This is a genomic window from Herbaspirillum sp. SJZ099 (assembly GCF_007828355.1).
Lineage (GTDB): Bacteria > Pseudomonadota > Gammaproteobacteria > Burkholderiales > Burkholderiaceae_D > Herbaspirillum.
Map to the genome: position 1 here is coordinate 180,376 of NZ_VIUO01000004.1, position 21,219 is coordinate 201,594.

At 60.6% G+C, this 21,219-nt stretch carries 20 protein-coding genes; 9 read left to right on the forward strand and 11 right to left on the reverse strand.

The window, feature by feature from the left end:
* Positions 1–214: 214 nt before the first annotated feature.
* Complete coding sequence (locus FB597_RS11010) at positions 215–940, reverse strand: response regulator transcription factor (protein WP_141912042.1); 726 nt, start codon at positions 938–940, stop codon at positions 215–217.
* Positions 941–1,271: 331 nt separating this feature from the next.
* Here FB597_RS11010 and FB597_RS11015 point away from each other — a divergent pair, with 331 nt between their 5' ends.
* Positions 1,272–2,030, forward strand: a complete 759-nt coding sequence (locus FB597_RS11015; protein ID WP_183405767.1) for a TrmB family transcriptional regulator — start codon at positions 1,272–1,274, stop codon at positions 2,028–2,030.
* 51 nt (positions 2,031–2,081) lie between these two features.
* Here the strand turns inward: FB597_RS11015 and FB597_RS11020 are convergent, their stop codons facing one another.
* The 7 genes from FB597_RS11020 to FB597_RS11050 all read right to left on the reverse strand — a co-directional run bounded on the left by FB597_RS11020 (position 2,082) and on the right by FB597_RS11050 (position 9,574).
* On the reverse strand, positions 2,082–3,080 hold the full coding sequence (locus tag FB597_RS11020; protein ID WP_141912047.1) for a porin: 999 nt from the start codon (positions 3,078–3,080) through the stop codon (positions 2,082–2,084).
* Positions 3,081–3,418: 338 nt separating this feature from the next.
* The gene (locus FB597_RS11025) at positions 3,419–4,105 is read right to left on the reverse strand and encodes an ABC transporter ATP-binding protein (RefSeq protein WP_144769554.1); all 687 of its coding nucleotides are present in this window, start codon (positions 4,103–4,105) and stop codon (positions 3,419–3,421) included.
* A 3-nt stretch (positions 4,106–4,108) separates the two neighbouring features.
* Positions 4,109–4,834, reverse strand: coding sequence for an ATP-binding cassette domain-containing protein (locus FB597_RS11030; RefSeq protein WP_141912053.1), 726 nt, complete (start codon positions 4,832–4,834; stop codon positions 4,109–4,111).
* Positions 4,831–5,862 (reverse strand): branched-chain amino acid ABC transporter permease, encoded by a 1,032-nt coding sequence (locus FB597_RS11035; protein WP_144769555.1) that lies wholly within the window; start codon positions 5,860–5,862, stop codon positions 4,831–4,833. Before FB597_RS11035 ends, FB597_RS11030 begins: the two co-directional genes overlap by 4 nt.
* A 1-nt stretch (position 5,863) precedes the next feature.
* On the reverse strand, positions 5,864–6,730 hold the full coding sequence (locus tag FB597_RS11040; protein WP_050468539.1) for a branched-chain amino acid ABC transporter permease: 867 nt from the start codon (positions 6,728–6,730) through the stop codon (positions 5,864–5,866).
* Between the two features lie 30 nt (positions 6,731–6,760).
* On the reverse strand, positions 6,761–7,987 hold the full coding sequence (locus tag FB597_RS11045; RefSeq protein ID WP_141912062.1) for a transporter substrate-binding protein: 1,227 nt from the start codon (positions 7,985–7,987) through the stop codon (positions 6,761–6,763).
* Between the two features lie 69 nt (positions 7,988–8,056).
* Positions 8,057–9,574 carry an amidase gene (locus FB597_RS11050; RefSeq protein WP_141912065.1) on the reverse strand — a complete coding sequence of 506 codons (1,518 nt, stop codon included), beginning with the start codon at positions 9,572–9,574 and terminating at the stop codon, positions 8,057–8,059.
* A gap of 584 nt (positions 9,575–10,158) precedes the next feature.
* On the opposite strand from FB597_RS11050, the gene FB597_RS11055 reads away from it, so the two are divergent.
* Positions 10,159–11,223 (forward strand): phenylacetaldoxime dehydratase family protein, encoded by a 1,065-nt coding sequence (locus FB597_RS11055; RefSeq protein ID WP_141912068.1) that lies wholly within the window; start codon positions 10,159–10,161, stop codon positions 11,221–11,223.
* Positions 11,224–11,291: 68 nt separating this feature from the next.
* Here the strand turns inward: FB597_RS11055 and FB597_RS11060 are convergent, their stop codons facing one another.
* The gene (locus tag FB597_RS11060; protein ID WP_183405766.1) at positions 11,292–12,029 is read right to left on the reverse strand and encodes a TrmB family transcriptional regulator; all 738 of its coding nucleotides are present in this window, start codon (positions 12,027–12,029) and stop codon (positions 11,292–11,294) included.
* A 170-nt stretch (positions 12,030–12,199) separates the two neighbouring features.
* On the opposite strand from FB597_RS11060, the gene FB597_RS11065 reads away from it, so the two are divergent.
* The 7 genes from FB597_RS11065 to FB597_RS11095 are packed head-to-tail and all read left to right on the forward strand — an operon-like array spanning position 12,200 to position 19,103.
* Positions 12,200–13,381 carry an ABC transporter substrate-binding protein gene (locus FB597_RS11065; RefSeq protein WP_141912073.1) on the forward strand — a complete coding sequence of 394 codons (1,182 nt, stop codon included), beginning with the start codon at positions 12,200–12,202 and terminating at the stop codon, positions 13,379–13,381.
* A gap of 18 nt (positions 13,382–13,399) precedes the next feature.
* Positions 13,400–14,266 carry a branched-chain amino acid ABC transporter permease gene (locus FB597_RS11070; protein WP_141912075.1) on the forward strand — a complete coding sequence of 289 codons (867 nt, stop codon included), beginning with the start codon at positions 13,400–13,402 and terminating at the stop codon, positions 14,264–14,266.
* Positions 14,263–15,231: a branched-chain amino acid ABC transporter permease gene (locus tag FB597_RS11075; protein ID WP_141912077.1), complete on the forward strand. Its 969-nt coding sequence runs from the start codon at positions 14,263–14,265 to the stop codon at positions 15,229–15,231. The genes FB597_RS11070 and FB597_RS11075 overlap by 4 nt, the downstream gene beginning before the upstream one ends.
* Positions 15,228–15,959, forward strand: coding sequence for an ABC transporter ATP-binding protein (locus tag FB597_RS11080; protein WP_141912079.1), 732 nt, complete (start codon positions 15,228–15,230; stop codon positions 15,957–15,959). The genes FB597_RS11075 and FB597_RS11080 overlap by 4 nt, the downstream gene beginning before the upstream one ends.
* Entirely contained in the window at positions 15,943–16,644 is a 702-nt protein-coding gene (locus FB597_RS11085; protein WP_141912081.1) for an ABC transporter ATP-binding protein, read from the forward strand. Before FB597_RS11080 ends, FB597_RS11085 begins: the two co-directional genes overlap by 17 nt.
* Before the next feature lie 12 nt (positions 16,645–16,656).
* Positions 16,657–17,589 (forward strand): nitrilase-related carbon-nitrogen hydrolase, encoded by a 933-nt coding sequence (locus FB597_RS11090; RefSeq protein ID WP_144769556.1) that lies wholly within the window; start codon positions 16,657–16,659, stop codon positions 17,587–17,589.
* Between the two features lie 29 nt (positions 17,590–17,618).
* Entirely contained in the window at positions 17,619–19,103 is a 1,485-nt protein-coding gene (locus FB597_RS11095) for a methyl-accepting chemotaxis protein (RefSeq protein ID WP_141912086.1), read from the forward strand.
* A 180-nt stretch (positions 19,104–19,283) separates the two neighbouring features.
* Here FB597_RS11095 and FB597_RS11100 read toward each other — a convergent pair whose 3' ends face one another.
* Positions 19,284–20,606, reverse strand: coding sequence for a hypothetical protein (locus tag FB597_RS11100; protein ID WP_144769557.1), 1,323 nt, complete (start codon positions 20,604–20,606; stop codon positions 19,284–19,286).
* Between the two features lie 142 nt (positions 20,607–20,748).
* Complete coding sequence (locus tag FB597_RS11105) at positions 20,749–21,105, reverse strand: hypothetical protein (protein ID WP_183405765.1); 357 nt, start codon at positions 21,103–21,105, stop codon at positions 20,749–20,751.
* Positions 21,106–21,219: the final 114 nt, after the last annotated feature.

Consider the following 21,219-nt stretch of genomic DNA (forward strand, 5'->3'; position numbering starts at 1 on the left):
AAGGCGGACAGATCAGCGCATCGGTGGTGCCGGTAAAAAAATCCCGCAGCTTGCGCCTGCCTTCACAGTCACTATAGATGGAGCCTGTTTTTTGTGTCAATAAATTTCGACAATTAAAAACATTTTGTTGCAATGTAATTCGTAACAAGCTTTGATTGGCTTATTTGTGCCATTTTTTTGGAATTTTATTTGTCGGAAATAAATGACGAATTGCTTACGCTTCGCGATAGGAGGGGGATGGAATCGTCTGGTCCTGCCCGGTATCGACCGGATCCAGGCGGTAACCCTGGCTGTAGGCGGTGCGGATGACGACGATATTGCGGTTGTCGATCTGTAACTTCTTGCGCAGCTTGTAGACGTGTTGTTCGATGGTGCGGCCGGCTATTTCGCTATCGGTACTCCAGATGACCGAACCCAGCGTTTCGCGTGAGATATAGACGCCAGGCGAAGAAAAGAACAGCCAGGCCATGCTGAATTCGCGCGGGGTAAGCGAAATGGGGGATCCCAGGTAACTGAGTTTGGCAGCATCGCGTTGTAGCTGAAAACCTGCGTACTCGATGACGCGACGATTATTCTTGGGGGCACAGCGGCGCATTACCGCATTGATGCGAGCAACCAGCTCGACCGCTTCGAAGGGACGCTGCAAGAAGTCGTCGGCGCCATTGTCGAGTGCCTGCGCGACCATGTCGGCAGACCGGCCCGAAGACAGGATCAGGGTCGGAATCGGGTCGCCGCTGCGCAAGCTCAGCCACGAAAAGATGCTGTCTTCGCTTTCGGCGCTGGACAGGTCGATGATGACGAACTCGAAGGTCTTGCGTTTGAGGGTGCGCAGCAGGGTGGTTTCGGAATCGAATTGGGTCGGCAGATAGCCGACCCTGACCAAGGCATTCTTGACCTGGTCATATATGTTGGAATTGCGGATATAACATGCGATGTTCATTTGCTGACAATCGGTCGTTGTTATGGCCACTTTGCCGCTGCGCCGGTGATGGTGCGTTGGGCTTGAAAGGCGATTGCAAGCTACGTACGCCGCCCGAATTTCGGGAACGGATATAGTAGACTAAATCGCTTGCTTATACTCATCAAATTCGCCAAGCCATTTTAATTTGACGCAAAACGAATAACATTATGGCCGCCCGCGTCGCCAGCGGGCGATTCCGTCGGTTCGCACAGCCGTACACCCGGATTGCCAGGATGCGTCATTGGTACTTATGGGGTGGCGAGTTAGTTGGCATAATACGAGTCCTTACATTTTTGTTGTCACCAATGTCATGTCCAAGATCGAATCGCAGTTGGAAGAATTGGGCCTGGACCAGAAAGAGATGCGTTTCTACCTGGCAGTACTGCAATGCGGCTCGGCTCCGGTAACGGTGATCGCGGAGCGGGCCGGCGTCTCACGCACTAACGGTTATGCCTTGCTGGCCAAGCTGGAGAGCCGGGGGCTGGTCTCGCAACTGGCCAAGGATAACGGGGTCATGCATGTGGTCGCCGAGGATCCGGAGGTGTTGATCGCCCAATGGCAGCGCAGTCGCGCTTTGCTCGACGATGTGGTGCCGCAGCTGAAGTCGATGTTCAATGCATCCGAGCTCAAGCCTCGTATTCATTTCTACGAGGGCAGGGAAGGGATCGTCAAGGCGCTGCAAGGCACCCTCGAATGCCATTCCGGGCCGTTGCTGGGCATCCTGTCGATGCACGAACTGAACGAAGTCCCAGGGCGTGACGCCATGGCCGCGATCATCGATGAACGGGTACGCCGTGGCATCGTATTGCGGGTCTTGCGCTCGCAGTCGCGCGACGTCGAGACGGTCTGGCCGAGTTCGCCAGAAGATATGCGCGAACTGCGTTACGCGCCGCCGTCGATCGACCTGGGCATGACCATGTACATCCATGATGACAAGGTGACGTACCTGTCCTCGAAACGTGAAAATTATGGATTGGTGATTGAAAGCCAGGAGCTGTCTGCGTTGAACCGGGCCATGTTCGAGGGATTGTGGGCCATCTCGGAGATGACCCCAACCCGAAAAAAGTAAGGCGCTGGCGCAGGGGATCGGCGAGTTGCGCTCGCCGATCCCCTGCTTTTTTCAGAAGCCGTGCTGGATGCCCAGTTCCACCGTATTGGTAGCCGATAGCGTGCGCGCCTTGGCGCGACTCAGGTTGGCAAACAATGCAGTGCGCTTGGACAGGTCATGCTGGTAACCCAACGAGACCTTCGACAGTGCCGCGCGCTCCCCGGCTACGCAGGCACAGTCGTTGAGCCGGCCATAGGCAGCCTTGAGGGTGCCCTGGACGCCGACCGGTGCGGTGGCGGCCAGCGAGTAGGCGCGATAGCTGACATTGTTGACCTTGGATGTGGTGTAGGTCGCCATCGGCTTGATGAAACCGAAGTCGTAGGCGGCCACCACGTCGGCCATGTGGTCCTTGGTGGGGCTATTGTTCATGCCGTGGCTCTGGTCATAGCCGATACCCAGCGACAGCGCGCCGTTCTTGTAGTCGAGCGCTGCGCCATCGTCGTTGGAGACCACGTTCTCGCCGGTGGAGTGCGCCAGCGAAAGCGTGAAGCCATGCAGTTCGGGCGAGACGTAACCCACCGTATTGTTAGTCCGCAGATAAGAGGTGCTCTTGTAGTTCGCGGTCTGTATCTGCCACCCGACCTGGGCCGAACTGGCGTTCCATCCCCATGGATCGTAGAACAGGATCTGGAAATTGGCCGGAGTCAGCGAGCGGCCCATATAGACTTCACCGAAGCGGCCGCCCAGGCGCAATACCGAACGCGAGCTGAAGAAGCTGTCGTTCTGGAACAGTGCGCCATTGTCGACCTGGAAGAACGACACCAGCTGGAAACCTGCCCACATGCCATCGCCCAGATCTTCCTTGCCGGACAACGCGAAGTTGGACAACAAGTCATTCATGGCGAACTTGCCATTGGCGCTGGTGCCGTCAAGCTGGGTCTGTCCGTTGTTGCCGCGTGCGATACCGACGTTGAGCAAGCCGGAAATGGTAACCGAGCTTTGTGCGTGGACTGCGCCGGCGGTCGCGGCCAGTACTGCGAGTGCTGCAAGATGCTTGAACTGCTGTTTCATTACCCTCTCCCTGTTGTGAATCAATGATGGACCTCAAAGATCGCCGTGCACCGGAATGCACAAAGCGACCGTTCTCTGGCGGCTTTCGCCGTGCTGCAACAGCCTTCTTCTTGTCAGGGGCTTTTTTTGAGCAAAAAAAGTCCCCCGGGGGTCTGTCCCGTTTTGATGGCTGCTTGTCGGATGGACGCTGCGCCAGGATGGCGTGCGCGGATTACTGAAAAGGCGGCGTCTGGTTAATGTTCAGGCAATACCCTCCCTTGCGGACGCGCGAGGCGTCCGCTCAAATGGTGACGTGGATGGTGTCGGACGATGCCGCGCGGGTTTGCGCGCAGATCGACTTATGAAAACGCGTGCGTGTTCTTCAGGAAGTCACTGGTGCTGCTTTCATTGGTCAGCACGCCTTTTTGCATCGTCATGACCCGATCGGCCAGGCTGCCGATGAAGGCCTGGTTCTGTTCGACCAGCAGCAGGGTGAGTCCGGTTTCCTTGCGAATCTGGTGCAGCGTGTCGACCATCTCGGAGATGATTGACGGCTGGATACCTTCGGTCGGTTCATCCAGCAGCATCAGCTTGGGACGTGCGCAGAGGCACCGCGCCAGCGCCAGCAATTGCTGCTCGCCGCCCGACAGCAAGCCTCCGGCGCGGTCCAGGTAATTGTTGAGCCGCGGGAAGTGCTTCAACACCGACATGACGATCTGTTCACGTTCGCCACCGGTAGCAACGGCCCCCATGCGCAGGTTGTCCATCACCGACAGGTGCGGAAAGATCGCGCGGCCCTGCGGCACCAGGCCGATGCCCAGGCGCGCACGGCGATGGATGGGCAGGCCGGTGATGTCCTTGCCCTCAAAACTGATACTGCCCGACTTTGCCTGCAGGTAGCCCAGGATGGTACGCATGAGAGTCGACTTGCCCATGCCGTTATGTCCCCACAGGCCTACGAATTCGCCCTGGCGCAGTTGCAGGTTGATTCCCCGCAGTACGCGGATGTCGCCGTAGCCGGATTGCACGTCCTTGATCTGCAACATCGCTTATCCCCTCATTTCCAGTTCTTTGCCCAGGTAAACATCCCTGACCCGCTGATCCGCCAGGACGTTGTCCAGCGAGTCTTCCATCAGCACGCTGCCGCGGTTAAAGACGGTAACTGTCTTGGCAATCATGCGGATGAACTCCATGTCATGCTCCACCACGATCAGTGCGCTGCGCTGGTTGGCAGCCTTGATCAGCTCGGCCGTACGCACCACTTCTTCGTCGCTCATGCCGGCGGCTGGTTCATCCAGCAGGATCAGGTCAGGACGGGCGGCGCTGACCACTCCCAGCTCCACCCATTGCCGCTGGCCGTGCGAGAGGGTGCCGACCTGCTTGCCGGCGATCGATGACAGGCGCACCATGTCCATGGTTTCGTTGACGGCCGTGCGGGCCTCGCGGGCGCTGTGCACGCGGCGTGCCGAGAGCCAGATGTTTTCTTCCACCGACAGTCCATCGAACACGCTTGGCACCTGGGTCTTGATGCCCAGTCCGAGCCGGGCGATCTGGTAGGACTGCATGCCCGCGATAGATTGCCCCTTGATGGAGACGCTGCCGCGCGTGGGTTTGTACTGGCCGCACAGCAGGCGAAAGAAACTGCTCTTGCCGGCGCCGTTGGGGCCGATCAGGCAGCGCAGTTCGCCTGGCTGCAAGGTGAAGTCGACGCTGTTGACGGCATGTACGCCGCCGAAACTGACGCCCAGTCCCTGGGCCTGGACCAATGCGCTCATGGCTTGCCTCCTTGGCTGGCCGGGCGGACCTCGGCTGGCGCGGCGCGGCGGCCGCCGATGAACAATTTACCCAGGTCGCCGAACAGTGACACGATGCCCTTGGGCAGCAGCAGCACGAATCCGATCAGTACCGCTCCCAGCATCAGGTTGGGGTTGATGAACCCCAGGCCGCCGATATAGCTGGTCAGCCACTGCACGAAGAAGCAACCGATGATGGGCCCCAGCAAGGTACCGACGCCACCCACCAGCACCCAGATGATGACCAGCGCCGATTGCGTCAGGCTGAACACGGTCGGGCTGGTGAAGGCGCCCCAGTTGGCGAACAGGCAGCCGGCTACACCCGCCAGCGCGCCGCTGATGGCAAATGCGGCCAGCTTGTATTTGCGCGAGTCGTAGCCCAGCAGGTCGACGCGGAGTTCGTTCTCGCGCAGCGCCACCACGACCCGGCCAAAGTGGCTGGCCAACAGCAGGCGCAAGCCGATGTAGGAGGCCATCAGGAACGCCACGCATACCATGAAGAAGACTTCCGGCGACAGTACCTGGTCAGGCTGGAACGGGATGTTCAGGGTCGGAATGGATGGAATGCCGTTGAAGCCGCCGATAGCCGCCTGGCCGATCTTGTACTGTTCGCCCGAGGTCGAGTTGACCAGGTTGAACAGGATCAGGGTCGCGGTCAACGTGATCACGCCCAGGTAGACGTCGCTGATGCGGCCGAAGAAGATGAAGTAACCCAGCGCCAGGGCGAACAGCGTCGGCACTGCGATGGCGACCAGGAAGGCGCCGGTCGACTCGCCGAAATTGATCGCTGCGATGGCATAGGCATAGGCGCCAAGCCCGAAGAATGCAGCCTGGCCAAAGCACAGGATGCCGCCATAGCCCCACACGAAACCGAGCGACAGTGCCAGGATCGACATGATCACGTAGACCGACAGTTCCATGAGGGTGAATGTTTCCAGCAGCAAGGGCAGGGCAGCGATGGCTGCTACGCCCAGCAGCAGGCAGGCAATGATGGGAATACGGTTATTCATGTCAGATACGTCCTCGGAAGAAGCGGCCGGTAATGCCCTGCGGAAGCAACCTGACCAGAACGATGGCTACCAGCAGCAGGCCGACCTCGCCGATGACAGGCGTGGTGGCGAAGGTAGTGAGCTGGTTGACCGCGCCGAACAGGCCCGATGCCGCCAGGGTGCCGGTAATGATGGAGGCGCCGCCGCCGATCACGGTGATGAACGACTTTGCCACATAGGCCACGCCGATGGTGGGAACCACGCCGGTGATCGGCGCCAGCACGCCGCCGGCCAGGCCGGCCAGCGCCGCGCCCAGCGAGAATGTGGCTGAATACACATGGGCCGGGTTGACCCCGAGTGCGGCAGCCATGCCGGGATTCTGCATGACCCCGCGTGCGACCAGTCCGAAGCTGGTGCGGGTCAGCAGCAGGAACAGGCCAATCATGACAGCCGCCGCCACGGCCAGGATGAACAATGTGTACAGACTGACCTGGTAGGCGCCGACGGTCATCGAACCCAGAGGAGAAGACAAGCCTATCGTGGTATTGCCGTAGATGGAGGTCACCAGGCCGATGAACAATAGCGAGAGCCCCCAGGTGGCCAGCATGGTATCGACCATGCGGCCATACAGGTGGCGCATGACGATGCGCTCGACCACGAACCCGATCAGGCCCACCACCAAGGGCGCCACCACCAGCGTGGCGATCCAGATATTGATGCCAAGACCGGACGCGGTAATGGCGGCGTACCCGCCCATCATGATGAACTCGCCATGCGCGAGATTGATGACCTTCATCATGCCGAACACGATCGCCAGGCCGACACTGGCCAGTAGCAGCGCGGCAATCGCATTCAACACCTCAAGACTTACAACGGCTATGTAATCCACGAACTCCTCCTCTGGGGCGATGATCTGCGCTTAAACCTTGATCACGAATTGCTTGTTTTCGTTAGGGTGTTTGATCAGGTCGCATACCGCGGCAGTATCGACTGGTTTCTGTTGCTTGAAGCTTTCCAGGATCTTCCATTTCTTGTTCTGGCATTCGGCGATCTGGATGTCGAGCGTGCAATGATGGGTGGCCGGGTCGATGGTGACCTTGCCGCTGGGACCATCGAACGAGATCCCGGTTTCGAGTGCCTGGATGGTCTTGAGGCGATCCACCGAGCCGGCTTTCTTCACTCCCAGCGCCCACAGGTGCACGCCCTGATAGGTGGCGGCTGCCAGTTCGCCGATATAGGGATAGTTGGCGCCGAACTTCTTGTGCCAACGCTCCACGAAAGCCTTGTTGGTCGGCGTGTCGATCGACTCGAAGTAGCTGAAAGCGGTGACGATGCCGTCGGCCTCGGCCGGCGACAGGACAATATGCTCGTTGCCGTTGTTGAAGGTAGTCGACGCCATCGGGATCTTCTTGTTCATGCCGGCGGCGGCCCACTGGCGATAGAAGGCCATGTGCGCGCCGCCCACCAGCACCGAGATCACCATGTCCGGCTGGGCCGCCTGGATTTTCTGGATGGTGGGGCCGAACTGGTTGACGTCGAGCGGGAAGAAGTCGCTGGCGACCACGGTTGCGCCCGACTGCGCGGCATATTTCTTGATCCAGTCATTGGTGATCTGGCCATAGTTGTAGTCGGCCGCGACCACATAGATCTTCTTGCCCCAGCGTTTGGTGACGTAAGGGATCAGCTTGTCGACGTTCTGTGCCGGGGTTTGTCCGGTACAGAAGGTATTGCGGTCGCACACGCCACCCTCGTACTGGGTGTTGTAGAAGTACAGGGTATTGAAGCGCTTCATCACCGGACGGATCACTTCGCGCGAAGCCGAGGTGATCCCGCCGAACAGCGCCGTGACCTTGTCTTTCAAGGCCATCTGCTGGGCATACTGGGCATACAGTTGCATGTTCGACTGTGGGTCCATGGTCGCGATACTGACCTTCTTGCCCAACAGGCCGCCGGCGTCGTTGATTTCCTGCACGGCCAGCAGCATGGCGTCCTGCATGGGTTTTCCCAGGATGTCGAGTCCGCCGGAGAGGTCGTGCAGGCTGCCGATGACGATGTCATCTGATTTGGCCAGCGAGGTCAGCGGGGCGGCGGCAAGGGCGGCAGCGCCGGCCAGGGTTTTCAGCGCGTTTCTGCGGGTGAAGCTCACGTTGGATCTCCTGAAAGATGAGTGGTGGGACTGCGACGATTTATTGTTGATCTCACTGCGGTGCTGCGATCAGGCCCGGCGCCAGTCGGCTTCCCGTTCGAATGCCGCGGCCAGTTGGTACAAACGACTCTCTTCGAAATGCGCGCCGATCAACATCATGCCGATCGGCAGGCCATCGACCGATGCGCAGGGCACTTGCAGGGCAGGATGCCCGGTGATGTCAAACGGCGACGTGTTGGCCATCATTTCCCAGGCGCGCTGGAATACCAGCGGCAATGGCGCATCTTCAGGCGGAAGCGGCGTTGCCTTCATCGGCAGCGTCGGCATCAGCAGCACATCGTAATCAGCCAGCACCTGGTCGTAGGCTGCACGCAATGGGCGCACCAGATTCTGGGCCTTGGCGTAGTAGGTGCCGCCACCGGCGCGGGTCATGAATTCGCCCGCCACCATCGAGAACTTGAGCGTCTCGGAAAGATCATCGGCGCGCTCGCGCCATCGGGCATGCGCCTGCATCATCGACGGCAGGTATAGCCCCTTCCAGTTGAAACCGAAGCCGTTGCCTTTCATCATCTGCTGGGTCGAGCCTTCGGTGATCAGTGCGGCCCAGATATGGGTGCCTACTCTGTGCATCGGGATCGAGACTTCATCCACGGTGGCGCCGAGGCGACGCAAAGTCGTCGCTGCTTCACGCACCTTGTTGTCGACCTCCGGTTCGGAGTTGTCCCAGCCGAAGCCTTCGGTGATGACTGCCACGCGCATGCCGCGGGCGCCGCGACCGAGCGCTTCGGTATAGGACTTGGCCTGTGCCAGGGCGCTCTGGCGGGGATCGAGACCGTCCGGGCCGGCGATGACTTCCAGCACCAGCGCATTGTCGGCGACGGTACGGGTCATCGGTCCGACGTGATCCACGCTCGACTCGATGGGCATGATGCCGGTGTAGGGTACCAGGCCCCAGGTTGGCTTGAGTCCGACCAGGCCGCAGAAGGAAGAGGGAGTGCGAATCGAACCGCCCTGGTCGGCGCCCAGCGCAAAATCAACTTCACCAGCCGCTACCAGTGCGGCCGAGCCGGACGACGATCCGCCGGCCGAGTATCCATGCTTGAGCGGGTTGTGTACCGCGCCCTTGGCGCCGGTATGAGAGCCGCCCGACAGGCAGTAGTATTCACAGTGCGCCTTGCCGGCAACGGTGGCGCCGGCATCGAGCAGGCGCGTGATGACGGTGGCGTCGACTTCAGGGACATAACCTTCCAGTACCGCGGAGCCGTTCATCATCGGTACGTCGGCCACGGCGATGTTGTCCTTGACGGCGAAGCGCTTGCCCTTGAGTTTGCCGCCGGCAGCGCCCTTGATATCGGTCTTGACGTACCAGGCATTGAAGGGATTTTCTTCGGCGCTCGGAAAGGTCCATGCGCTGCGCGCATATTTGACCGGCGGCAGCTCGACCTGCAACTGGTCCAGTACCTCGTAGGTATGCGCGACGGATTCAAATTGCTGCCGGTAGGCTTGCAGTTGCGATTCGGACAGTGTGATGCCGAACTCGCTGGCGATCTGGACGATCTGCTCCTGGTTCGGTGTTGGTACTGGCATGGCTACTCTCCTGAAGAAGAAATGTCAGTGGCCCGGCGGCCTGCGGAACGACGCGTGCTGGTCGTCAAACTTAACGTCGAAAATAATCGACAATTATGCTTGTCTTGCTGCAACTCCGGGGCGGTAATCTTTTGTTTTTGTATTGCGGCAGATCGGTTGGGGTGCTTATTTTCGGTCTGTTCGTCTGCGTAATGAGCGCATCATAAATTCGGCCATTTATATTGTCAATAAAGATCGACAATATAAATCAATAAATTATATATATTGGTTTAAATTATTGATATTTAAGAATATTTTTTGATATATTTATGTCTGTTGTTATGGACTGATTTATTTTTTCTGGTTTTTATTTTGTCTGATAATTCCAGTGTTTCGCTGTATTTGCGGCGGTGCAGGAAATGCAGGCTTGAGCGTTTATGGTGCGATTTTCATGGTGCTGACGGGGTGTTTTCATTTTCGTCGAGCCATTTCGACACATGATGGTGCAATTTTATTGTGCGGTGCATTGTTTTGGGTATTTGGCGGGTCGGCCGGGGTGTGTTGCATGCGATCGGTGATCGGTCTTTGATAAGAGAGGAGAGTTCATGTTTGAAGTGTCGTATCCGCGATCGGTGCCCGAGCGCCGGCCTGAGGGGCATCAGCCTGCGGCGCCCCGTTTCTCATTGCGCTGGCCAACGCCGCACCTGACATTGGTCAGTGTGTATTTCGGCATGCAGCAGGGCGTATTGTCGCGAGCGGACAAGCTGGCGTTCTTTGCGCAGATCAGGGGCTTTCTGGCGCAGGCCGATGGGCCTCAGGCTGACGAGGTGATGCAGTGCATCGATGAGGCTGGTCTTGATAATGCCATCGTGGTTGCTTATTGGACTGATCCCACCCTCTATGCGCGGTGGCTGGCAACGTCCGGGTTCCGTTCCTGGTTCGAGGCGCATGCGGCTGCGAATGGGGCGCCGGGCTATTGGCTGGAGCCGGTAGTGGTGCCTTACGATCGTCACGAAACCATTTATTCGGCACCCAACTACAGGGTGGGTTTTGCGCGCACGGTTGGCGCCGAGATCGTGTCTATTACCACCAATGGTTTCTTTGGTGCGGCCCGTGATCGGCTGCCGCTATCGGCGGTGGATGTGCTGGACAGTCCCGTGCATGGTGTCCTGCCTCCGGCGGCCACGCGTGCCTCGGCGCGCGGTCATTGGATTGCGGAGCTGCCGCACAACGCCACCCTGCTGCGCTCGGGGCAGTATTGGGAGGGGGCGGGGCAGGAGCAGCTCGAGGATTACCTTGAGCGCCTGCAGCCCAAGCTGATGCGCGGCATGCAGCACCTGATGTCCACCCGTAGTGAAACCGGGTGCCTGTCGCTGCGTATCATGACTAATGTAAATGAGGACGGCAGTCCGCGCTCCGAGACTTCGGTGTATGCCGGTTTCATGTCAATGGCGCAGCTCGAGACTTGGGCGGCATCGCACGAGACGCACCTTGATATCTATCGGCACGCCATTGCCATGAATCGCCTGCACAAGGAAAAGCGCGAAGTGGTGACCTGGCATGAGCTGTTCGTGCCGCAGTTGGGCAACGTCTTCGAATATATCAATTGCCATCCGATGACGGGCATCCTGCCTTACGCGCGTGCGTTACGCGTGCAGGCGGGTGAATGACTCTGGTTTGGAGGGGCTTGATTTTCCGGGCCTCTCCTTTTTTGTTCCGGGTTCTGGCGCCAAGGACTTTATTTATGTCGTTTGGATAGCTTCCATAGCGACTGGAACAGGCTTTTCTGCAAGGAGGCCAGTTCGCGACTTTCGATGGTCAGTGCGTAGTTTTCATTCTTCGATGAAATGTAGACCACCGTGTCGTCGCTGATATAGGCGGTCATGCCCAGGTCCAGTTCCGTGGGCGCCAGGCGCAGTTCGCGCAACTCGCTGCGGGCGGCTGGCCAGATCGGTTCGGTCTCGCGCGAGTACGAGCGCACCACATCAAGCTGAATGCCGCGCTGGATGCGTTCGGCGATATAGCTATCCATCCAGGCCGGGCCTGGGATTTCAAGCAGTTCATGCATCGACAGGATGCCGTACAGGTGTTTCGACTGGCAATCCAGTGTGCTCCATAGCGCGCGCTGTATACCTTCCTCTCCCTCATGAAACCGGATGCGCGGCTTGCGCGGCGTGCTGTTGAACATCGAGCGTAGTTCCGGCACCAGGTCGTCGAGCATGCTGCGCGTTTGCTCCCATTCCTTGATTAGGACATTGGGATCGGTCGGTATCACCTGGCGGATGCCTTCCTCGCCGTGTACTTGTGCCAGCAGCCCGCGGCGCTCGAGGCGGTTCAGCAGGTCGTAACCGTTGGTGCGCGTCACCCCCGCCCGCATCGCTACAACCGTCACCGGTGCGCTGCCCAGTTGCAGGGCCGCCAGGTAGAAGCGCTGTTCCTTTTCGTCCAGCCCGACTGCGGCAAGTTTTTCGTGCATCCCACTCTCCATGTCGATAATGTTCGACAGAAATATATCGCGTGGTATCTGCCTTTGTAAATAATGATTGCGGTATTTTTTAAATTTTATTGATATTTGTGTCGAAATTCTTTGACATAAATTTTTACTGGTTCTATATTTTCATCGCCGACTAAATTTTGGGGATGATCATGAAGACTTTGTTCGCCGTACCCGCCATCGCAATGGCCGTGTCTGTCGCATTTTTCACTAACGTCAACGCCGAAGTGCTGAAGATCGGCGCCGTATTTCCGCTCTCGGGCGCCAACGCGCAGTTCGGCGCGAATGCGCGCAACGGCATGGAGCTGGCGCTGGAAGACATCAACAAGAATCGGGCAGCGGCTGACAAGGTGCAACTGGTGTTTGCCGACGTCCCGGCTCCCAACGGCGCCGCAGCTGCGGTGCAGCGGCTGGTCAGCCAGGATGGCGTGGTCGGCATCATAGGGTCGTTCGTCAGCTCGATCACGCTGGCCGCCTCCGAGGCGACCGAGCGACTCGGTATCCCGATGATTACCCACTCGTTTGCGGACCAGATCACTGGCCGCGGTTATAAATATATTTTCCAGGTGGCGCCCAAGGCTTCCACCTTCGGTGAGAAACAGTTCGGCTATGCGGTTGACCTGGCCAAGCAAGCCGGCACCAAGATCGAGCGCATTGCCATCTTCTATGAAGATACGGCCTATGGCACTGCACAGGCAGACGGAATCCGCAAGGCTGCGCAAAAGGCTGGAGTGGAGGTAGTGATCGACGACGCCTATCCGCTGGGCATTACCGACGTCGCGCCGCTGATTAACAAATTGCGTCGCTCCAAGGCACAGGTGGTTTTTCCGGTGTCGTATTTCAATGACGGCATCCTGATCATCCGCACCATGAAGCAGCAGAAGGTGGATTTGCCCATCGTCGGCGGCGCTGCCGGCTACATCATCCCCGACTTCCAGAAGGCGCTCGGCCCCTATGCCGAAGACGTGTTCTCGATCGCGCCGGCCAACTACGACAACGTGCCAGAACTGGCGGCACGCTACAAGGCCAAGTACGGCATGTTCATGGCGCACGAATCGATCATGTACGGCGCCGCCTTGCAGCACATGGTGGCAGCCGCCGACCGAGCCAAGTCGCGTGACCCGGCCAAGATACGTGATGCCATCGCCCAGGTACGTAACTGTGAGGGGCTGGCCACGGGTATCCCGGGCGGCTGTACCGCGTTCGATGCCAACGGCCTGACGTCCAGCGCCTATCCGATCTTCGTGCAATGGCGCGGAGCTGACCTGGTCACGGTGTTTCCCGCCTCGGCCGCACGCCAGGCGCCGCGCTGGCTTGGCCATGAAGTCAAATAAGCCGATATCGGGGAAGACATGAATGCCTTGCTCCAATCATTGATAGATGGCCTGCTGATCGGCGGCGTCTACGGTGTCATCTCGGTTGGTCTGTCGCTGGTGTTCGGCGTGCTGCGCATCGTCAACTTCGCCCAGGCCGAGTTCCTCATGCTGGGCATGTATGCGGCATGGTTCGCCTCGCACTACCTGGGTATCGATCCCATCGTCGGCGCCTTCATTGCGCTGGTGGTCGGTTTTGCCATCGGTTTCGTCTGCCAGTGGCTGCTGATCCGGCGCGTCATCAATGCCTCTCCGGTGGCGCAGATATTCCTGACGGTAGGTTTGCTGGCGGTGCTCGAGAATGGCGCCTTGATGTTGTTCGGTTCTACCTTTCGTAGTGTCACCACGCCTTATCAGACTGCCGCCATTGAAGTGGCCGACCTGTTCATCTCGGTGCCGTACCTGATCGCCTTTGCACTAGGGGCCGCGGTGTGTGTGCTGTTGTGGCTGTTTCTGAGCTATACCTGGACCGGAAGAGCGATTCGGGCGACTTCGCAGAACGCCATGGCGGCACGTCTGTTCGGCATCGATACCAATCTGATCTACGGCGTCGCATTTGGCCTGGGCACCGGGCTGACCGCCTTCGGCGGCGGCATCATCCTGTCGTATTCGTCGGTCAATCCGACCTCGGGCTCGCAGTTCGTCACCCTCATGTTCACGGTGGTGGTACTGGGCGGGTTGGGCAGCGTGATGGGGGCGTTGGCAGGAGGGTTGGTGGTGGGGGTGGTGCAGGCGTTCTCGGCGCTGTTCATGCCGATCCAGATGCAGAACCTTACGTTGTTCGTGTTTTTCATCGCGCTGCTGGCGTTCAAGCCGGAAGGGCTGCTCGGAGGAGCGAAAAAATGAAGAAATCCCTGTTGCTTATCGTCCTGTGCGGCGTGGCCTGTGTCGCCGCAGGCGCGCTGCTGCAGCCAACTGGCTATGCCGTGCGGGTGCTGTGCCTGGTGCTGATGGCGGCCTCCCTGGGCCAGTGCTGGAATATCGTCGGCGGCCTGGCCAACCAGGTTTCGCTAGGCCATGCGGCATTCTTCGGTATTGGCGCCTATGCTTCCACGCTGTTGCAGATCCGTTGGGGCATCAGCCCTTGGTTCGGGATGCCGGTGGGCATGTTGCTGGCCAGTGTCGCGGCCTGGGTGATTGCGCTGCCCACGATGCGCTTGAAGGGGCCGTATTTTGCGCTGGCTACCCTGGCCTTCGGTGAAGCCTGCCATATCGTGGCCGTATCGTTTCCGCAATTGACGGGCGGTCCGCAAGGAGTATCGATTCCCTTCATCGGCAATTCATGGAGCATGTTGCAGTTCCGTGGAGCCGGGGGTTATGTGCCAGTGCTGGCGGCATTCTTCGTATTGGTATGTGCGGTCTACCAGTTCATGGCCAGCGGACGCATGGGGTATTACCTGCGCGCCATCCGGGAAAACGAGGATGCCGCCGAGATGTCCGGCGTCAATACCTTGCGAGTCAAGCTGATCGGTGGTGTGGTGTCGGCATCGCTGACCGCACTGGCAGGATCGCTGTTTGCCCAGTTCACAGCCTTTTTCGATCCCGACAGCGTCTTCAGCGTGGCCGGCATCTCGATTCGGGCGGCGCTCATTGCCATCGTCGGCGGTGTCGGCAGCCTGTGGGGGCCGGTCATCGGCGCGGTGTTCGTGGTACTGGTGGAGGAACTGCTCAATGCCGGATTCTCCAACCAGGCTGCGGGTGTGGCGCCGTTCATCTTCGGCGTGGTGCTGATCGTGGTGGTGTTGGTGCGCCCACAAGGTCTGGCCTCGCTGTCGTTGTGGCCGTCACGCACAGCAGGAGCGGCCAAATGAGCGAATTACTCAAGGCGCAGGGCCTGATGGTGCGCTTCGGCGGCCTCACTGCGGTGTCGGATGTGAGTTTTTCATTGCGCCGGGGCGAGATCGTCGGTCTGATCGGCCCCAACGGCGCCGGCAAGACCACGCTGTTCAGTTCGCTGGTGGGCCTGCAGCGACTGAGCGCGGGAGAAATCCATCTCGAAGGAAAGCCATTGCATGGTCGACGCCCGCATGTCGTGGCGCGGGCCGGCGTGACCAAGACCTTCCAGAACACGGCGTTGTTCCCGGGAATGACCCTGCTCGACAACGTGATGACGGCGGCCTTGCTCAACAATACCGTCGCTTCAGCCCAGGAGCTGGCACACGATTGCCTGGAGCGGGTCGGCATGGCCCAGGCCGCACAACTGATGGTGGACGACCTGACCTTTCCGCAGAAGGCGCTGGGCGAGGTGGCGCGGGCCCTGGCCACGCGTCCGCGCATCCTGTTGCTCGACGAGGTGATGGCGGCACTGACGCCGCTGGAGATGGATCGCGTCATGGATACCTTGCGCGAGCTGCGCGACCGCACCGGCCTGACCATGGTCGTGGTGGAGCATCACATGCGCGCCATCATGAACCTTTCCGAACGCATCCTGGTGCTCAATTTCGGCAAGCTCATCGCCGACGGTTCGCCGCAACAGGTTTCGCGCAACGAAAAAGTGATCCAAGCCTATCTGGGGAGTGAACATGCTCAGCCTGCATAACGTGACGGGCGGCTACGGCCGACGCACTGTGCTCGACGATATCTCGCTGCAGGTGCGCGCCGGCGAGACAGTCGCCATCCTGGGCGCCAACACCGCCGGCAAGACCTCGCTGATGCGCGCCATCCTGGGGTTGTTGCCGCGTTGTAGCGGGCGCATCGAATTCGGTAGCAAGGATATTTCTTCGGTACCGGCCCACCGACGGGTCGAGCACGGGTTGGCCTGCGTGCCCGAGGGCCGCCATGTGTTTGCCGACATGACGGTGCAGGACAACCTGCTGCTGGGGGGGTATCACCGCCGCCGCCAGATCGAACAGCGCGATATCGAGGATTGCTTTCGGCTGTTCCCGCGCCTGCAGGAGCGCCAGTTGCAGAAGGCCGGCACCTTGTCGGGCGGCGAGCAGCAGATGGTGGCCATTGGCCGCGCGCTGATGTCGCGCCCCGCGATGCTGCTGTTGGATGAGCCCAGCCATGGCCTGGCGCCGCTGATGGTGGCCGAGGTGCACGCAGCGATCTCGGAGGTGAACCAGCGCGGCATCAGCGTGTTGCTGGTCGAGCAGAACGTGGCGGCCGCGCTGAAGATCGTCAGTCGCGGCTACGTATTGGAAGCAGGGCGCATCGCGGTGGCCGGCACCACGGCCGAGTTGGCCAGCAATGACGATATACGCAGGACTTATCTTGGAATCTGACGGAGAACAGCAATGACAAAAATGACAGCATGTGTAGTGCAGGCTTCGCCAGTGGCGGGGGACACCATCGCCACCATCGCCAAGGCCGCGGGCCTGATTGCCGAGTGCGCCAGGAAGGGGGCGCAACTGGCGGTGTTCCCGGAGGCCTTCATCGGCGGTTATCCCAAGGGCGCCAGTTTCGACATTCGCATCGGCATGCGTACGCCCGAGGGACGTGAAGAGTTTGCCCAGTACTACAAGTGTGCGGTCGATGTCCCCGGCCCGGCGACCAAGGCGTTGGGCGAGGCGGTACGCGAAGCCGGGATCTTCCTGACCATCGGCGTCATCGAGCGCGCCGGCGGCACCCTGTATTGCACGGTGCTGTTCTTCGGTCCCGATGGCCGTTTGCTGGGCAAGCACCGCAAGCTCATGCCGACTGCTGCCGAGCGCTTGTGTTGGGGCTTTGGGGACGGTTCCACGCTGACCGCAATCGACACCCCCTGGGGCAAGATGGGCGCCGTCATCTGCTGGGAAAACTACATGCCGCTGCTGCGCATGGTGATGTACGACAAGGGAGTATCGCTGTATTGCGCCCCGACCGCCGACGATCGAGACAGCTGGGCGGCCAGCATGCGCCATGTGGCGCTGGAGGGCCGCTGTTTCGTGCTATCGGCCTGCCAATACCTGACCCGTGCCGATTTTCCGTCGAACATGCGTAACCTGATCAGCGACGACAATGGCCAGGTGCTGATGCGCGGCGGCAGCGTGATCATCAATCCGCTGGGCCAGATCCTGGCCGGCCCCGACTTCACCGGCGAGACCATCCTGTGCGCCGAGCTGGATATGGACGATGTGGTGCGCGGCAAGTTCGACTTCGATGTCGCCGGTCACTATGCGCGGCCCGATGTGTTCAAGCTGGTGGTCGAGGAGCGGCCGCAACTGGCCGTTACCCGCGCCGCCGATTGATTCGGCCACTTCGGCCTGGAGTCCCCGCCGTGCGCGCATTCGATCTCCGTACCCGTCTGGTGGTCAGCCAGGCTGTCCTGTTGTGCCTGATGGGGGTAATGGCTGGCTTGCTGGCCTGGCAGGCCCCGGGCGCAGATATCCAGGCTGGCGCTGCGGCGCTGATGCTGCTGTTTGGCCTGGTTATTGCTTGGTGGAACCTGCGGGCCCTGGCGCGGCCTTTCGATGCGATCACGGCGCATACCGCGCGCCTGGCGACAGGTGACGTCAGCCAGCGCCTGGTGATCCAGGCACGAGGTGACATGGGCCAGTTGGCGCGGCACCTCGACACGATCAACCAGATGCTGTTCAAGGTCGTGGCCGACGTGCGCCTGGGCACCATGACGTTGGCGGCGACCTCCGACATGATCGTCGCCGACAGCACCGCGCTGTCCGGGCGCACCGAGGCGCAGGCCAGCTCGCTGCAGCAGACCGCGGCGTCACTGGAGCAATTGAGCGCCAATGTGCGCCATAACGCCGACAATACGAGCCAGGCCAATCGCCTGGCCATGGAAGCCGACCGCCTTGCCACGCAGGGCCAGGGCGTATCCGGCGACCTGGTGCGCATCATGGGTGAGATCCGGGACAGCTCGGAGCAGATCAAGGAGATCGTGGGCGTGATCGATGACATTGCCTTCCAGACCAATATCCTCGCACTCAATGCGGCGGTCGAAGCCGCGCGGGCCGGCGAGCAGGGCCGTGGTTTCGCCGTGGTGGCGGCCGAGGTGCGGGAGCTGGCGCGCCATTCCGGGGCGGCGGCGCGCCAGATCAAGGCGCTCATTGCCGATTCGGTGGACAAGGTCGAGCGTGGTAACGTGCTGGTGGGCGGCAACGGCCACGCCATGCAAGAGATCGCACTGGGAGTGCGCCAGGTAGCCCAATTGATCGGCCAGATCGCCACCGCCGGCGGCCAGCAAAGCATCGGCATCGCCGAAGTCAGTGCGGCCCTGACGCAGCTGGATGATGCTACCCAGCGCAACGCCGCGATGGTGCTGGAGACCACGCGCGTGGCAGACAGCCTCAAGGACCAGGCATTGTCGCTGTCGCATGCGGTTCAGGCGTTCGTGCTGGGTGAACGCGAACTCGGCAACGCCGACGAGGCCCGTGCGATGGTGCGGCGGGCCATTGATTTTGCCCGGAAGCAGGGCGTGGCTGCGGCCGTGGATGAGGTGCGCAAGCTGGCCAAGGGCAGTTTCATCGACCGCGACCTGTACCTCATCGTGTATTCGTTCGACGGCGAGATCGTCGCCCACGGCGCCAATCGTCGTCTCTGGGGGGCGGACTGGACTCGTATCGCCGACGCCGATGGCAAGTTCTTCAACAAAGAGATGACGCAGAAGCTGCAAGTGGCCAACTCGGGCTGGACCGATTACAAATGGGTCCATCCGTTGACGCGCAAGGTGCAGCTCAAGTCGGCTTACTTCGAAAAGTTGGACAAGCTGTTTTTTGTCTGCGGATATTACAAACGGCAGGATTGACCTGCACCGGGAGCGCGACCATGAAGGGATCGACCGAAGGCGAGTTGCTGTTGCGTTGCGCCGACGCAGTCCAGGACTGTCAAAAAGACCGCAAGCCGCACCGGCGGGGGGCGTCGGGCGGCTTGCTGGGCGTGCTACTGGATCGAATCAGGCGCCGCTGGCGGCGCCGGCAGTAAGGCTTTATTGCTGCGGCAACTGTGCCAGCTGCGCCAGTTGCGCCGCTTCATGTCTGCGCAGGGGCAGGCTCTCCCATACGGCCGACAGCACCGCGCCGGCCTTCTTGTCGAGCAACGGGCCCACCGCGATGGCAGCGGTCCACAAGAAGGTGATCGGGACTAAGGCCGCGGCAAACATCATCTGCTGCCTGATGAATTTGTCGGTATCGGACAGATTGGGATTTTTGTTCAACTCGGCCGTCACCACGCTGTAGAGCGACAAGCCTCCGGTCCATACTGCGCCCTGCGCCAGTGTCGACAGGTTGGGCAGGGTCAGGACCGCCTGCTTCAATCCTTCGCCTACCAGGCCCAGGGTATCCTTGTTGAATACATGATTCAGGCCATTGGCCGCGGCGCCCTTGAAGGTGGCGCGCTTGAGCTCGTCGAGCGAGCCTTCCCAGTCATCCTCGGACAGGATATGGCCGCTGTCGATGCGGTTGTAATAGCGGTCCACCGCGTGGCCGGCGGCGCTGACGACGCTGCTGCCGACGACGGCGGTGGCGGGGCCGATACCGTACGTCGCGTTGACCGCGGTGGGTAGGTCGGCGAGGGCAATGCCCGAGGCCAGGCCGCCGGTGGCGGCAAATGATACCGGGAACAGCTGGAAGGTGGAGCCGATCTTCTTGAACACGTCGACGGCCGTGAGCGGTCCACGCGGGTCTTGCTCGGGCAGGATATCTTCCAGCGACTTGGTGGTATTGCCCCAGCGCGGCACGTTAGAGGCGCCCTGGTTGATGGCGTTGGAGCCGGCGTGCACCAGCAGGATGGTGATCGCACCCGACAGCGCACCGCTGTTGGCCGGCGTCAAGGCCGGCAGGAATTTGGCGATCAGGTTGGCGAAGGCGAACGGCGCACCCAGCAGGGCGCCCTGGACGGCGTCAGCCGGCAGGTCGATGCCGAAATTGGAGAAGGTGAACAGGGCTTCCAGCTGGCGCGGGTTTTCGCCGCGTTCCAGCAAGCGTTGCGCGCGCTGTTGCACGCGTACCTCGAATTGTTCGGCGTCTTCGTGGCGCCCGACCAGCATGTGCTTGCGCGCCACCGTGACCAGGTCATTGAAGCGTTCCAGGCGTGCTTCGGGCGTTTCGTTGGCCAGCGCGCCGGCGCCGGCGGTGCGGCCATGTTCAGAGCGCAAGCTCAGTTCCATGATGTTGCCGCTGCGTACGGCCTGCTCTGAAATTCCCTCTGAAGGCGGCGGCAGCGTAGGCTTGTTGCGCGCAGGTGCGGGGGTGATGGCGTCGGGATGAGCGCCATCGACGGGGACGGTAGTGTTGTTCGATGAGACTTGCATGATGTGTTCCAAGACAATGAGGTTACCGCGGCCCGGCGTCACGAAATACGCCCGGCGCGGATCGGGTGGCGCCAGGCGCCGTTTAATCCGCTATTGAGCTTGGGTGTCGCGCAGCCTATTGCCGGTTCCATCGGCGCGTTCATCAGACACACTTGAATAGCACCTTGACCTCATAGTCATCGTTGGCATCGAGCGCCGGAAAGCGGGGGGAATTGACGTAGGCGGCCAGTTCGGCGGCTGTCTCCTGCGGCTCGGTCCGGCGTAGCGGCAGGCCCCGGTATCGCGTGTCGGCATTGACGATGGCATGGCGCAGGTTGCGCTCGCGGCAGGTGGTTTCAGCCAGCTTGAGTGAACTTCCCAGGGCCTGCTGCTCGCTTTCCGAGTAGGCCAGGCTGCGGTAACTGCCATCTTCCAATGGCATCAGGCTGGCCACGGGGGCGTTGGCGCAGGCGGTCACTAACAGCAGCGGCGAAACGATGGCGATGAACTTGTTGATCATGGCGAACTCCGGTGAGGTGATGTCGGAATGCCTGGCGAGATAAGCTCGATGGCCGGTTTGAGTGGCGGCGCACGGCGTCATGGTTCCACCGTGCGCCGAGCTTGCTTAAGCATG